A 16,005-nucleotide genomic window follows, 5' to 3' on the forward strand; every position below is an offset into this window, starting at 1 on the left:
TATTTGATATTGAAAAAGTTTTTTAAAATACTCGCCATCAGTATTGTTTCATTAATTGCTTTACTGTTTATTGTTCCTTTCCTTATTCCAAAAACGATTAATGAACAAATCACCAAAACCATTAATCAGAATATTAAGGGCCAAGTTAGCTTCAAAGGCACTGGACTGTCTTTCTTTTCCCATTTCCCATCCCTCACGCTCAATTTAGATGAATTTCTGTTGAAGGGTTCCGAACCTTTTAAGAATGATACTTTGATTTATGCAAAGCAGATGGCACTAGGCATTAATTTGTTCTCCTTGTTCAGCAAACAAATAAAGGTCGACGAATTTTATTTGGACCATGCCAAAATCAATATCTTATCTGATGAGCAGGGACATGCCAACTATAACGTTTACGAAAGTAAAGACGATGGCAAAAAAAGTACCGACACCAGCAGTACTGCTATCAAAATTGAAGGTATTTACATCAAAAACAGTGATTTGGTTTACAACGACAAATCGATACCAATGATGATTGACGCCAAAGGTGTTGACTACAGTGGGACCGGCGATTTGAGCAAAGCGATTTTTGATTTAAAAAGCAAACTTTCCATAAAAGATGCCGATATATATTACGCAGGCACCCCCTATCTGCTTCACAAAAAGCTAAACGCAAAGCTTATCACCAAAATCAACACCACCTCTTTGGACTTGTTGTTTGATGAAAACAACATTAAAATCAACTCCTTACCTATCCGTTTTGTAGGCCGTTTTTCTTTCCTAAAAGATGGATATGATATGGATTTTAAGACCCAAGCGAAGGAAACCGACCTGCATAATATTTTTACTGCCCTACCACCAGAAATTGCAGACAAGTTAGAGCGTACAAAGATTAAAGGCCATGCCGAAATTGATGCCTCATTAATTGGAAAATATATTGCCGAGAGCAACACCATGCCAAGCTTAACTTTTAACATGAAGATACGCGATGGCGAGATTACCAATCCCAATGCTCCCGAATCTATTAAAAACCTTTTTCTAAATTTACAAACAAAGATACCTAGCTTAAATCCAGATAGTTTAGACCTTAACATGGATAGTTTGTTCTTTAATATCGGCAAAGATTATTTCTCCTCGACTACCAAAATAAAAGGATTAAAAGAGCCTCAAATCTTTACCAAAACCCGTTCTAATATTGACCTGGAAAAATGGGCAAAAGTGGTTAATCTAGACAGTACCGTAGTAAAGGGGCGTTTAGTAATGTCGCTTGATGCTAACGGAAAATATAGCAAAAAGGTGGTTAAAAGTGGGATCAGAAGAGTAGATACTGTAATTGCTACCGTTCCCAAATTTGATACAAAAATCAAGTTGAGCAATGGTTATTTCAAATATGCTTCGCTGCCCTCCCCTATTGATAAAATCAATTTTGACTTTATAGGTAACAACAGCAATGGCGATTACAAAAACACTATTTTGGCCATTACCAATATTGATGTAAATGCTTTATCTAACTATATCAAGGGCCACTTGAAACTGCAAACTATTAACAACATCACTTTAGATCTAGGCTTAAGAACTGAAATCAACTTTGCGGAAATCAAAAACTTCTACCCTATCAAAGATTTGGTTTTGGATGGCAAGCTTTCCATAGATATGAATAGCAAGGGTTCTTATGATAAGAAGAAAAAGATGTTCCCGGTAACCAATGCCCTGATCAAATTAAACAAAGGCTATATTAAAACCGCAAACTTTAATGAAGCCATAGAAAAAATAGATGTTGATGCTCTGGTCACCAATAACAATGGCACCTTAAAAGGAACCCTATTAAATATTAAACCCATTTCTTTTGAAATGGCAGGGCAACCATTTCTGCTAAAGGCCAATGTAAGCAATTTTGAAAATGTTTCTTATAACATCAGTTCTAAAGGAACTTTGGACATAGGCAAGCTTTATAAGGTATTTGCTATTCCTGGATACCAAGTACATGGGCTTATTTACACCAATGTCAATTTCAAAGGCCTACAAAGTGATGCTCTGGCTGGACGCTACAACCGTTTGAGCAATAAAGGAATAATGAACATTAAGGACCTGAATATCTTAACGGATATGTTCCCCAATCCTTTCATCATTAAAAATGGAAAATTTTCTTTCACTTCAGCTGCTTTAAAATTTGATGAGTTTAACGCTTCTTATGGCGGTTCTGATTTTAAGCTGAACGGTAATCTAAACAACTATGTTAATTTCATTTTTGATGAAAGGGAGAAACTGACTGGGAACTTTGCACTACACAGCAATAAAATCATTGCTGATGAATTTATGGTTTATGCCTCAAGCAGCAATAGCCCTTCTACTCCTGCAGCTAAAGGTGTAATTTTGATTCCCGCCAACCTAAACGTAACTTTTAATGCCAGTGCTAATGACGTTGCCTACAGTGGTCTTAACCTAAAAAATGCCAAGGGAACAATGGCCCTTAACAATGGTAAATTAAGTTTATCGCAAACAGGGTTCGATATTATTGGCGCTAAGGTGATGATGGATGCAAACTATCAAAGCACAAGTACAAAATCTGCCAATTTCGATTTCAAATTAAGCGCTAAGGAATTTGATATCGCAAAAGCGTACAAAGAAATTAAGTTGTTCAGGGAAATGGCCACTTCTGCTTCCAAAGTAAAAGGGATTGTTGGTTTAGACTATCAACTAACGGGTCGTTTAAACGATGAAATGTATCCGGTTTTCCCATCCATTAAAGGAGGTGGATCGCTTACTTTAAAAGATGTAAAGCTTGCTGGTTTTAAAATGATGAATGCGGTAAGTAAAGAGACTAAACGTGATAGCTTAACCAATCCAAATTTGAAAGATGTAGTGGTGAAAACTACTATCAAAAATAACATCATTACCATCGAGCGTACCAAAATGAAAATTGCAGGTTTTAGACCTCGCTTTGAAGGCCAAGTGAGCTTTGACGGCCGTTTGAATTTAAGTGGCAGATTGGGCTTACCTCCGTTCGGTATCATTGGCATTCCGTTGAGCGTTACAGGTACCCAAGAAAAACCCGTGGTTAAATTAAAACGCAACAAAGAAGGAAAATTAGACGAAACGGAAGACTCGGATAGCAAGTAAGTCTTTCTTTTCTAGTAAAGCCACAGATACACAGATTATTCTTATTTGTGCATCTGTGGCTTTTTTATTTACCTATCCTTTGGGGCGATAAATAGACCTCGAAGAGGCCAAATATCTATAAAACAACAAAATAATCTATATACGACTCCTACAGAGTCGCATAGCATACGTAATATTTCTTTTCTATAAGCATTGAAATCCTTCGGATTTTCGCTCTATTCAACGGTACCAAGTAAGTCCACATCATTTCTAAGCCACAAATACACAAATCAATCTCATTTGTGCATCTGTGGCTACTTAACTTACAGTCGTTTTTGCTCCTCGGTTTTATTAGCCGCTTTGGCGTCTTTCACCTTTTGGTTCCCAAAATGGAACTTTAAATTGATCATGAAATATTGCGTGTCTCGGTAATCCTTAAAATATTGGTTTTGGTTGGCGTAACGAGTAGAAATCGTGTTTTTGTCCGTCTTAAAAATATCGTTCAATATCAAACCAGTTTCAAAACGTTTATTGAACATCTTCTTATTCAATACAATATTGGTGCGCTGCGAAGGACTGATGGAGAACGAACCTTGCACCGATCTTGAATTATAAGTATAGCTGGCACTCAAATCCCATGTTTTTTCCTTATCCAAAGTAATTTGTGTAGAGATGTTAGCATTATAAAAAAACACATTATTTTTATACAGTTGGTTATCAACTCCCATAAAAAAATCTTCATTATATTCTCCCAACACAAATAGGTTCAACTTCCAAAGATTGGTGATACTGAAGCTCTTGGACATATTCACTCCCACAATTTCGCCTTTACTGATATTGGTGTAATGATATTTGGTTTCAAATGTTTCTGGATTTTGGATAGAAATCTCCATGGATGGATTTTTAATATAACTATAATAAGTTTCAAAATTCCAGTCCTTAAGCGTATAGGTTAGGCTAATGTTATGGAACATGGTCGATTTCAAATTGGCATCGCCCTGAAAATAGGCATACAGGTTGTAATAAGATTTAGATGGATTGAGGAAACTGTAATTTGGCCTATTGATCCGTTTTCCATAAGACAGGCCTAATTGTTGGTTTTCATTCAATTGATGCATTAAATAAAAAGTAGGGAAAATATTTGTACGGGTATTGGCATTTTGCGTCAATGGATTATCCGAATCGGTGTTGATCTGGGTCGTTTCCGAACGCAGCCCCAGCTTCATTTCCCATTTTTTCCATTTATATTCCGAAGAAATGTAAGCCGCATAAATATTTTCATCATAATTGAACAGATTGCTTCTTGTTGGATCAAAAACGAGCAATCCTCCATTTTCACTTAAAAAGCGTAAATCGTTACGATTATTCACATGGCTGTATTTCAAACCACTCTCAATGATAAAACTGTTTTTGGCCAAACGATAATCCAACTGCGTGGCAAAAAGTTTAATATGCTGTTTGTTATTGTTCGCAAAACGACGATATTCTTCTGGCTGGTTAATGAAACGCAGAGTAGTGGCTACATCTTGGTCTTCCTTGTGAGTATTGTTACTATAATTATTGCTTAAAGTAAGGTTATGGCTCCCAAACTTTTTATCGAGCACCAAGTAGGCATTAAAATTACCATAGCGTTGGTCTCTTTGGTTTAGAGTTACATAATTAGATTCCAATTGGTTGGTTAGGGTATTATAAATATTGGTAGGCACATTGTATCTACCAACCAAATTAGGATTAAAATTCCCATCAAAACCAAACTGAAAAGTAGTAAGACTATCTAAACTATATTGCGATGAAAAATTATAGAGATGTTGTTGATGAGATTCACTTTTTCTAACCATATCACTTTCCCAGCGGGTATTGTTATTGTCGAAAATCACCACATCAAAGTTTTTACGTACGTAATTGCCCGAAACAAAATCGTAATTACCACTCACCTGCAGTTTATCTGTATTGAAAGACTGCGCCAAACCTAAACGGCCTTTAGCATAAATGGATTGATGATACCTTGACGACAAGGTTCCCTTATAACCTAACAGTTTATTTTGCTTCATTTTAATATTAAGTACCGCACCACCTTGAGCCTCATATTTGGCGGGCGGATTGGTAATTACTTCTATGGAACTAATATTTTTACCATCTGTATTTTCCAAAAATGCTTTCAATTGCTCTTGCGACATCAATGTCTTTTTATCGTTAATGGTGACTAAAATTTGCGAGCTGCCACGTATGGTCAATTCTTCGTTCTTCACCACCACATTTGGCGTATTCTTCAGAATATCCCATCCGCTGAGATTTTGTAATGGCGTATTTTCAATGTTGAATTCTAACCTATCGGCTTTGCGTTTTAACAACGGTTTTTTGCCCGAAACGCTCACAGTATTCAACACAATTGTGGTATCTTTTTCTTTAGGTTTTTCTGGAGTTTGCGCCCAAACAGCTACGGGCAACAATAGAGATAAGGTAAAAGTGATGTATGGTCTCATTTTAAATATTTTTCCACAAAACTCTACTAAAACACTAAAAGGCTAGGTTAATGAAAGGTTAACGATGAGTTAATGCCATGGAAAAGAAGATTAGCTTTGTATTTTTGGATATGAATAAGAAACTAAGTGCCACCTTGCTATTTATGACCAGCTTTTTGGTACTCATTGGCTTGCAAAGCTATTACCTATACAATTCATACCGTTTTGAAGAAAAGGAATTGAACAGGCATGCAAAAAATATTGCAGATAGTGTGTTGAGTAAATTGAATAGGTTTGAAGATGAAGCCAGTGAAGAAATTTTGATCAAGAGATTAAAAAAACTAGACGATAACGACAGCCTTAGAAATTTACAGATCCATCAGTTGAAGCAATGGTATGCTTTCAAAAAGCACTTTCAAGATAACATCGATAAACTTCTAGAAAAACAAACTGAAAATACGGTTTACGACATTGCCCTACGAAGTGAAATCTACTCTATATATGACGAAACGGAACGAAAGGAATTGGTGTCCCCAAAATCGCCGTTAATCCTATTCAAATCTAAAAAGGATATTCAAAAAGGAATTGTTTTTAATATCGGCAAATGGAATTCGAACCTTACGGAAAAGGATACAGAGCTAAAGCTTAACCAAAACTACCATTACACCATCAAATCAAGAACAATTGTAGAGCTGCTTAATCTACGAATGTTGATTTTCAAACATCTGCTTCCTTTGTTGCTCATTAGCATTTCCATTATCGCTTTACTGATTTATTTATTCTGGAAAACACTTAAAAATTTGCGGTTACAACAAGAGAAAGTAGCTCAACTTTACACTTCTATCGACTCTATTGCACATGAGTTAAACACACCACTAACTACTTTAAAGTTCACTTTGGCTAATACACCCGCTAGTGAAACCAAAGCCTTATTAGAAAGACAGGTGCAACGCTTAGAAAAGGTCATTTCTTCTATCAATAGTGAAAATAACGAAAGTCATATCGCATTGCTGAGCGACATTGAACGTTACCTATCGAATTTAAAAGCACAATACGATTCATTACAACTCAACATTCAAATAAATTTCCAATTCAACCATGTACTTTCACAAAAAGACATGGAGCAGGTGATTGGCAATTTGGTCGAAAACTCTGCAAAATATCTTGCAACAACGGTTGATTTAACCCTTAATTTCAATCAGCAAATTACCATTCAAGTGAGCGATGACGGTATTGGGATTCCACCAGAAGCACAAGCACATATCTTTGAAAAATATTACAGGGTAAGCCGACAGGAAAACCTGCAAATTAACGGGCTTGGACTTGGATTGTACATCGTAAAGCAAACGGTTGATAAATACAAAGGCAGTATAAAAGTGTCTTCTAATCCGAAAAATGGGGTAACATTTAAAATTACTTTAGCTAATGGGCACTAAAATTTTATTGGTTGAGGACGACGCTGATTTAGGCATGGTGCTTAAACAATACCTAGAGTCTTCTGACTTTGAGGTGAAATGGTACACACATCCTAAAGCGCTCTTGGAAGATACCGAAGCTCTGCGAAATAACGAATTGGCCATTTTAGATGTAATGCTACCGGAAATGGACGGCTTTACCTTGGCCAAAACCATCCGAAAGCAACACGAAATACCTTTTTTGTTTTTAACCGCCAAAGGCCAGAGTATCGACAGGATTTTAGGCTTAAAACTTGGTGCCGATGATTACATTACTAAACCCTGCGAACCCGAGGAGCTGTTACTAAGGATACACAACATCTTAAGGAGACAACTCAGTACTACCCCAATCAAAACGGTTAATCTTGGAGCATATGCTTTTAATCCTGCGCTATATCAATTGATTTTTAACGATACCATTATTCAACTTACCGAGAAGGAAGCCGAATTATTATCGCTTTTTTTAAACCACAACCATCAAGTGATTAACCGTAAGGATATTCTGGAAAAGCTTTGGGGCAAGGATGATTATTTTCTGGGCAGAAGCCTTGATGTTTTTATGACCCGTTTACGCAAATACTTCCAACACGATTCTCGAATAAGTTTCGATTCTATTAGAGGCATAGGTTTTAAGATTGAATTCCCAGAGTAGTTTTATTTAGAACAAAACCTCATAGGTTTAATATACAACATGCAAATCAAACCTAAGGTTTTACAAAGAGATAGCACAACCCGCAGTTAAATAACCCCGATTTCAAACCTCATAGGTTTTAAAAACCTACGAGGTTTCGTGAACACTTTTTGTTTAATAAGCCCAACAGCCTAAAATCGTAAATCTATTGCTATCTTTGCGGCATAATGATTTCGATTAATAACTTAAGTTTTTTGATTGGCTCTAGGGCCTTATACGACGAAGCGGATTGGCACATTAAGCCAGGCGATAAAGTGGGACTGATCGGTGCAAACGGTGCCGGAAAATCTACGCTGTTACGATTAATTGTGGGTGAATACACGCCTAATTCGGGCAGCATTTCAATGGCCAAAGATTTACGCATTGGCTATTTGAACCAGGATCTGCTTTCGTACGATAGCCATAATACCATTTTACACGTGGCCATGGAAGCTTTTGACCGTCAGAACAAATTGCACCATGAAATTGAAGAACTCTTAAAGGTTATTGAAACGGACTATAGCGAAGATGTTTTGAATAAATTGGCCGAAAAACAGCATGAGTTTGATGCTTTGGACGGCTATAACATTGAATACAGAGCCAATGAGGTTTTAGCGGGTCTGGGTTTCAGTGCCGAAGACCAGTTACGCCCATTGAACACCTTTTCAGGAGGATGGCGCATGCGTGTAATGTTGGCCAAAATCCTTTTACAAGACCCTGATATTCTTTTACTGGATGAGCCTACCAACCACATGGACTTACCTTCCATTAAATGGCTGGAAACTTATTTGGCAGGCTTTGAAGGTGCTATCGTGATTGTATCTCACGATAAGTACTTCTTGGATAAAATCACCAATAAAATTGTAGAAAGTCGTAAGGGCAAGTTGACCATGTATAGCGGAAACTACACTTTCTATTTGGAAGAGAAAGAACTAAGGGCCGAAATCCAACGTGGTGAATTTAAAAACCAACAAGCCAAAATTAAGCAAGAAGAGCGTTTAATTGAGCGTTTTAAGGCAAAGGCGAGCAAAGCCAAAATGGCACAAAGCCGCATGAAGGCCCTTGATAGAATGGAGCGTGTGGATGATGTAGACGACGATAACCCAACGGTAAATTTCAGTTTCAAATTTTCGAAACCTTCGGGCAGACATGTGGTACGTTTAGAACATATTTCTAAAGCTTATCCGAATGTAAGGATATTGAAAGATGCCGAAGCCGTGATTGAAAAAGGCGACAAAATTGCGCTGATTGGTGCCAATGGTAAAGGTAAATCGACCTTGTTACGTATCATTGCTGGTGCCGAAAAGTACGATGAAGGGCTTTGCGAAACTGGACACAATGTAACTTCTACTTTCTTTGCGCAGCATCAATTAGAATCGCTTCATTTGGAGAACAGTATCTTAGAAGAACTGCAAGCTTTTGCACCTAAACATTCCGACACCGAATTGAGAGGTATTTTAGGTTGTTTCTTGTTCACGGGAGACGATGTATTCAAAAAAATCAAGGTACTATCTGGGGGTGAAAAATCGAGGGTGGCGCTGGCCAAATCATTAACAGCAGACAGCAATTTCCTGATGCTGGATGAGCCTACCAACCACTTGGATATTCAGTCGGTAAATATCTTAATTCAAGCTTTACAGCAATATGAAGGTACTTTTATTTCGGTATCCCACGATAGATATTTCTTGGACAATGTGGCCAATAAAATTTGGTTTATTGAAGATGAAAAAATCAAGCAATACCCAGGTACTTATGCAGAGTTTGAGGAATGGGATGCTAAACGTATAAAACCTGTTCCAAAGCCTATTCCTGTAAAACAGGAGGAGAAAAAGCCAAAAGTTGCCGAACCTGCGCCAGCCAACGTACAACAACAATTAAAAAAGCTGAACGAAAAGCTTAAACGTATCGAAGAGGAAATTGCCACTTTTGAAACCAGCGTTAAGGCTTGTGAAGCCGAATTAGCGAAGGAAGAAATTTTCAGTAATCCTCAGAAACTTCAAGAGGCAAATCAAAAATATCAGTCTGAAAAGGCATTACTTGATGCTGCACAGCAAACATGGGAAACCCTTGCAGGGGAAATTATGGAACTTGAAGGATAATACACCGCCGTCATGAACGAAATCAAATGGGGAATTATTGGCTGTGGTGACGTCACTGAAGTAAAGAGTGGACCAGCTTTTAACAAAGTACCGCACTCCAAGCTAGTTGCCGTAATGCGCAGAGATGCTGTCAAGGCCGAAGACTATGCCAAACGACATGGTGTTCCAAAATGGTACAGCAATGCTTCAGATTTAATTAACGACCCTGAAGTAAATGCCATTTACATTGCCACTCCCCCATTGCAACATGAGGAATATACCATTGCAGCACTCGCAGCTGGCAAACCTGTTTATGTAGAAAAACCAATGGCATTGAACGGCCAAGCTGCACAAAACATGACTAATGCAGCACACAAACATGGTGTAAAATTGGTGGTCGCACATTACAGAAGAGCACAACCGCTGTTCTTAAAAATAAAATCCCTATTAGCCGCAAACACCATTGGCGAGGTACGTTTTGTAGACTTGAAAATGCTACAGCCCAAAGCCAGCAACATCATTGCCAATAGCGAAGAAAACTGGCGGATAAATCCAGCAATTTCTGGCGGTGGTTTATTTCACGACCTTGCCCCACACCAGTTGGATTTAATGCTCTATTATTTTGGAGAGGTAAAGCAATTTAATGGCTTAGCCAATAAAAAGGACCCCAACGAGCCTGTAGAAGATTTGGTGACAGGCCATATCTTATTCGAAAACGGTGTAGTTTTTAATGGTTTATGGTGCTTTTCTGCTCCAGAAAATGAACAAACAGATAGTTGCGAAATCTACGGTTCAAAGGGCAAAATCAGCTTCTCGATATTTGGACAATTCATCAAAGTGAACCTTAAGGGCGAAGAGGAAACCATCAACTTTGAACATTTACCGCATGTAGAACAACCTATGATTGAGCAAGTAGTTGCTTATTTCAGAGGAGAAGGCGAAAATCCTTGTTCAGCCGAAGAAGCCTTGAAAACCATGAAATTAATGGACGGCTTTACAGGCAAAAATAACTAGCCTATTTCTAGATGATTTCGTTACCTTTGGGATAAACGATTATAAATGAAATACAAGCTGCTCATCTGCGTCCTTTCTGTATGGTCAATAGCTAGTGCAAAAGCGCAAACAGAATACCAAAATCAAATCTTTAAAAGCTATATTAAAACGGTAGAATGCTACAACACTAGCAAAGAGCAGTCACTTCCTGTAATTAACTTAAAAAGCTCAGAAACGCTTAGCTTTGGTTTTGATGATCTACGTGGTGGACAAAAGAACTACAGTTATACCATTGAACATTGTACTTGGGATTGGAAACCCTCGAGAATGAATCTTTTGGATTACCTGGAAGGCGTACAACAGGATATTCTTTTCAACTATCGCTATTCGTTTAACACTCTGGTAAAGTTTACGCACTATCAGCTTACTTTCCCTAACGACCAAATGAAGCCCAAAGTTGGTGGTAATTATATTTTAAAGATCTATGAAGATAATGACCCCAGCAAAATCGTGATTACCCAACGTTTTTACGTACTGAACAACACCGTTAATATTGGTGCAGAGGTAGTTCCGGCAACTGATGTGACCGATAGAAATAGTAAGCAGAAAATTAACTTCAGTATCTTTCATCAAACGCCCATCAATAATCCTTATCAGGAAATTAAAGCGGTAGTAACGCAAAATGCCATTCCGCAAACGGCCATTGTCAATACCAAACCTTCCTTTGTAAAACCAGGAACTTTGGTTTACAACGACATTAATACCAACCAATTTTGGGCCGGAAATGAGTTTAGAAAGTTTGATACCCGCAGTTTTAGATACAAAGCTGAACACGTTGCCGATATTTACAGAGATAGTACACAAAACGTAATTTTATCCATCGACCTACCCAACAACAGCAACCGATACAGTAACCAATTTGATGAAAATGGCAATTTCTTCATTAGAAATAATGATGGCAGGGACAATGTAACGGATAGCGATTACGCTTATATGTTGTTTACCTTGGCTGCACCACTTCCTACACCAAAAGGAAATGCATATGTATTTGGAAGGTTCAACAATTACGCACTTACTGACGATAACAAATTGACTTTCGAATCATCAAGAAGAAGGTTTTATGGCAACATTAAATTAAAACAGGGACTTTACGATTTCAAATATGTTTGGGTAGACGAGAATGGGAAGTTCAACGACACTGTTTTTGAAGGTTCTTTTTTCGAAACCGAAAATTCCTATCAGGTATTTGCTTACCACAGAAGACCGGGAGCTCGTTATGATGACTTGGTAGGCTTCGCCAATATCAACAGCATTAAACGCTAAGCTCCATGGAACAAAACCTCGAAAATTTAAAGTTCCCGATTGGAAAATTTCAAGAACCAGAAATCATTACCACAGAGCATCTTAAAAATTGGATTGAGGTCATTAGGCATTTCCCAGAGCGGATAAAAAGCGCTACCGCTGGATTGAACGAAGAGCAGTTGCAAAAGCAATATCGATCTAACGGTTGGACCATCAAACAGGTGGTGCATCATTGTGCCGACAGCCATATGAACAGCTTAATCAGGTTTAAATTGACCCTAACAGAAGATACGCCTACCATTAAACCTTATTTGGAAAACCTATGGGCCGAATTGCCAGATGCCAAAGACTACCCTATTGAAGGTTCTTTAAAAATTATAGAAGGTCTCCATGAAAAATGGACAACGCTATTGACCAGCTTATCTGAACAACAGCTGGAAAGAACATTTATCCACCCAGAAAGCAACGAACGTATTTCACTGAAAAAAAATATCGGGATTTACGTATGGCATTGCCAACATCATTTAGTCCATATTTTAATTGCGAGGAATAATTAGAAGCTATTTAAATGCGGTAAAAGTTCTCACCTGTCAGTCTGAGCCTGTCGAAGACCATTTGTTTAAAAACGTTTCGACAAGCTCAACGTGACACGCTGTTTTATGTATATAACTTCAACACTTTTTTAAGTTATATTCCCGCTCCGTTGATTTCAATCTTCTCCGCTCCTTTTGAGCGGTCTGTTTGCGTAGAAAAAACAGAGAAATAATTGGCACTTGGGCATCTCATATCGGTGTAACGACCATCATGAAAAGGTGTTTCCTGCAACTGACCATTTATGATACGATACAGATAACTGGCTTTCCACTCACCGCCCGTTACCTTGGTTCTGGTGGTTTGTACTGGTTTCCCTTCGTTAGACACTTGGTCGATGGCATTCACTCGTTTAAACTCGCCCTTGCCTGCAAAAGTGTAACCTCCACAGTCAAAATCACGTTCAAACTTCTTTCCAGCTCCTTCCACCGTGAACCTTAAAACTCCATTGGCTACAATCTTTACCGACATCGTCACTTCATCTCCTTGATACCAGTAATACCTGGCTTCGGCAGGTGCATTTTCATATAGCGCTACCTGTCCGCTACCACTATGGGCTGTTCTTCTTAAAAATGGCCTAAAGGCTCTCCTATCTGCTGTTACATTTCCATTCTCATCTTTGATCACCTCCCAAGTAAGGCCAATGTCTGTTTCCTGTCCGCCCATGTTTCCACCCATGTAAACGGAAGGATTATCTAAAAACTGCGCAGGTTTAGCTGGATTGATCCTCGAAGGGTCAAAAACAATGGTGGGCAAAACTAACTGCCCACCGATTCCTCCCCATTCATCAACACTCGACACCAATTTCCGATAATATGCTCCCGCGAAACAACTTTTTGAAGCCGCAGGCTTTACCTCACCTACATAAAATGAATTAGTAGGCACAGGTTGCGGTGTTATCGGATCACCCCCACTCTTTTTTGAACAAGAAAGTGAAATCAAACACATGATGAGAGCTAAATAGCGAAATGTCATGACGAAGAATTAATCAAACCTAATAGTAAAATTTAAAAGCGTTTTTTTCCGTGGCCGAAGTCAGTGCAGCAATGAGCAACTGTGCGGGAACATTCAATGGATATTCAAACACGTTACTTCCTTTTTGTATGGCAAGGTTTTTCACCCTCAACAAAACGCGTCCGTTCACATCAGAAATAGAAAAACTTGCCGCGGTAGCTACGGGCGAATAAACACTCAGCTTAATATTTTGGTTAGCCGAGTTTGCCACTACAACCATATCTGTTTTATTCATATCAAACTGCACAGCAACCACAATGGAGGTAGAAAAAGTACCATCCCTATCCACGCTTTTCAATTGGTAATAGTTGGTCCCGTTTTCAGGCTTACGGTCTCTGTACGAATAGTTCTGCAAGGTATTGGTATTTCCATTGGCGCCAACGGTAGCAATACGCTCAAATTTCTTCCCATCGGTAGAGCGCAACACTTCAAAGTGCAGGGCGTTCCGCTCCATCGAGGTCGACCAAGTCACGTTTACGGCATCGGCATCTTTTTTGGCATTGAATTTAAACAAGGTAATGGGCAGCACCGTATTTCGTAGCGATTGGATAAAAGCCCTGTTAGCTACGCCATAACCATCGCCCCAACTTACTTTGTCATAAGTACTGATGGTTACCGGTACCGCATCGTCGCTTTGCGTGCTTGCACCTACATTTCCGCCACTCACATCCATTAGCAGTTTTAAAGAATCTGCTTTTTGTGCTTTTGCAAGGTTCACCGCAAAAGCCAGTAAAACAATAAAGTATATTTTGAATTTCATGATTGTTTAGTTTTTTGATTTAATTAAGATAACACCTGGCATGGTACGCTCTGCGCCACCATCAGACGGGCGAACGGTAGGTTGATTATTAATGCGCAAAGCGGTAGAACCACCACCATCTAAATTGAGCGCTCCAACACAGCCCATATCCTTCATTAAATTGGCGAGTTCATTCAGGTTCAACCCCGTTACACTTGGCGAAACCGTTGTATTTCCACCTTCTACAGCCAACAAAATCACCTTGCCATCAGCCGTATAACCGATAGCTGACCTTCCGCGTTGAGACGTATTATCCAAATCGGCAAGTTCTTCAGCTGCCGTTATATTCACAAAGCCATTTTTTACCAAAACAGGAGAACCGCCTACCGCACTAATGGCATTCCAAATGGTACCGTTAGCTGCCAAAGGAGCAGGTTGAGGTGCCGCATTAACGTCATTTGGCGATGGTATGGCATAAGAATAGACGACGTTACTGATTCTGTAAGTCCAAGTAATGTCTGGTTTCAACATCGATGACAAACCAAACGTACCTCGGGTTGGGTAATAAGTATTGGTTTGATTATTATAAACACTTCTATTCAAAGAGGCCACATTACTTGCATAGGTAGTTCCATTATATTGAAGGGTGCTTAAGGCAACGGTAGAAAAAAAGCCAGCATTCAAGCAAGCGTAAACCGTTCCACTTTCGGCCTCTACAAAAGCTTTTGGCGTTTTTAAACTAGCCGATTGCGTAGGTTTAAATTCTACCAGCCTAGGGTCGAACACTACACAGTAAGCATTCATCTGGCGACCCATATAAGGTGTAGTGGTTCTAAAAACCTGTATTCCTGCCGGGAAACCAGTCATCAATGTGGTTTCTTTATTCCAATAGGATGGCAACGAAATCAAGTCTGCATTCGAATCGAAAGGCGTACCGTAACTTTGGTAATTAGGGTAAGTTAAATAAGCAACGCCTACCGTACCATTAACCAACAAACTATTTCCATTATATAAAGATTTAATTCCAGGGATGCCATGCCAAGCCGATTTGTTAAAGAAATCTCCGTAGCCTAAGGTATGAACGGCAAGATTTCCTCCATTTGCCTGAGCCGCTGCATCTGTATCTGCCCTAATGGAAACCGCTTCATGGAAAGTCAAGTTCCATGTTTTATTGTTATCCATGTTGGCGAAATAAGCTTCATCATTAATGGCAACGCTTATTTTGAAATCAGACGCATCCACATCAGGGGTATAAGTCAACAATTCGGCATCGCTTAACTTACGTAACACAATAGTAGTACCCGAGCGGAGATTTTTCCATAAGTTCAGTGCTTTAAAACGATATCTCCCACCGCCGTCATCCAAGGTGGTACCACCATTGCCATAATCTTTGATAATGTAATTTCTAATATCGAGGTGGTCCGTATATACCACCAGTTCCACCACGTCATTTACACCGTTGGTCAAACCACTATTATAATAACGGTTCACCAAAATGCCTTGCGCTTTACTATTCGTACAAAAGCCCATAGCAAAGCACATTAAAAGTAAAATTCTCTTCATAAAGTCTAGGTTAAGTTTATTTTATTAAAAAACAATCTAAACTTATTTAAAAAAATTAATA

At 38.7% G+C, this 16,005-nt stretch carries 11 protein-coding genes; 7 read left to right on the forward strand and 4 right to left on the reverse strand.

Features of this window, described 5'->3' with window-relative positions; all coding sequences use genetic code 11:
• The first annotated feature begins 9 nt into the window (after window positions 1-9).
• The gene (locus tag ABDV71_RS19435; protein ID WP_343535539.1) at window positions 10-3,099 is read left to right on the forward strand and encodes an AsmA family protein; all 3,090 of its coding nucleotides are present in this window, start codon (window positions 10-12) and stop codon (window positions 3,097-3,099) included.
• A 302-nt stretch (window positions 3,100-3,401) separates the two neighbouring features.
• Here the strand turns inward: ABDV71_RS19435 and ABDV71_RS19440 are convergent, their stop codons facing one another.
• Window positions 3,402-5,561 carry an outer membrane beta-barrel family protein gene (locus ABDV71_RS19440; protein WP_343535541.1) on the reverse strand — a complete coding sequence of 720 codons (2,160 nt, stop codon included), beginning with the start codon at window positions 5,559-5,561 and terminating at the stop codon, window positions 3,402-3,404.
• A gap of 77 nt (window positions 5,562-5,638) precedes the next feature.
• Between ABDV71_RS19440 and ABDV71_RS19445 the strand changes: the two genes are divergently transcribed.
• The 6 genes from ABDV71_RS19445 to ABDV71_RS19470 all read left to right on the forward strand — a co-directional run bounded on the left by ABDV71_RS19445 (window position 5,639) and on the right by ABDV71_RS19470 (window position 12,594).
• A complete protein-coding gene (locus tag ABDV71_RS19445) occupies window positions 5,639-6,976 on the forward strand; it encodes a HAMP domain-containing sensor histidine kinase (protein WP_343535543.1) in 1,338 nt (445 codons plus the stop codon).
• Window positions 6,966-7,646: a response regulator transcription factor gene (locus tag ABDV71_RS19450; protein WP_343535545.1), complete on the forward strand. Its 681-nt coding sequence runs from the start codon at window positions 6,966-6,968 to the stop codon at window positions 7,644-7,646. Before ABDV71_RS19445 ends, ABDV71_RS19450 begins: the two co-directional genes overlap by 11 nt.
• A gap of 206 nt (window positions 7,647-7,852) precedes the next feature.
• Window positions 7,853-9,763 carry an ABC-F family ATP-binding cassette domain-containing protein gene (locus ABDV71_RS19455; protein ID WP_343535547.1) on the forward strand — a complete coding sequence of 637 codons (1,911 nt, stop codon included), beginning with the start codon at window positions 7,853-7,855 and terminating at the stop codon, window positions 9,761-9,763.
• 12 nt (window positions 9,764-9,775) lie between these two features.
• Window positions 9,776-10,756, forward strand: coding sequence for a Gfo/Idh/MocA family oxidoreductase (locus ABDV71_RS19460; protein ID WP_343535548.1), 981 nt, complete (start codon window positions 9,776-9,778; stop codon window positions 10,754-10,756).
• 45 nt (window positions 10,757-10,801) lie between these two features.
• Window positions 10,802-12,058, forward strand: a complete 1,257-nt coding sequence (locus ABDV71_RS19465; protein WP_343535550.1) for a DUF5103 domain-containing protein — start codon at window positions 10,802-10,804, stop codon at window positions 12,056-12,058.
• 5 nt (window positions 12,059-12,063) lie between these two features.
• Window positions 12,064-12,594: a YfiT family bacillithiol transferase gene (locus ABDV71_RS19470; RefSeq protein ID WP_343535552.1), complete on the forward strand. Its 531-nt coding sequence runs from the start codon at window positions 12,064-12,066 to the stop codon at window positions 12,592-12,594.
• Between the two features lie 130 nt (window positions 12,595-12,724).
• Here the strand turns inward: ABDV71_RS19470 and ABDV71_RS19475 are convergent, their stop codons facing one another.
• From ABDV71_RS19475 to ABDV71_RS19485, 3 genes are read right to left on the reverse strand one after another with little or no spacing between them, the layout of a single operon-like run.
• Window positions 12,725-13,603 carry a hypothetical protein gene (locus ABDV71_RS19475; protein ID WP_343535554.1) on the reverse strand — a complete coding sequence of 293 codons (879 nt, stop codon included), beginning with the start codon at window positions 13,601-13,603 and terminating at the stop codon, window positions 12,725-12,727.
• 19 nt (window positions 13,604-13,622) lie between these two features.
• On the reverse strand, window positions 13,623-14,402 hold the full coding sequence (locus ABDV71_RS19480; protein ID WP_343535556.1) for a hypothetical protein: 780 nt from the start codon (window positions 14,400-14,402) through the stop codon (window positions 13,623-13,625).
• Window positions 14,403-14,408: 6 nt separating this feature from the next.
• Entirely contained in the window at window positions 14,409-15,944 is a 1,536-nt protein-coding gene (locus tag ABDV71_RS19485) for a phosphodiester glycosidase family protein (RefSeq protein ID WP_343535558.1), read from the reverse strand.
• Between the last annotated feature and the right edge of the window lie 61 nt (window positions 15,945-16,005).

Origin of the sequence: Pedobacter sp., assembly GCF_039594775.1 — a bacterium.
GTDB lineage: Bacteria > Bacteroidota > Bacteroidia > Sphingobacteriales > Sphingobacteriaceae > Pedobacter.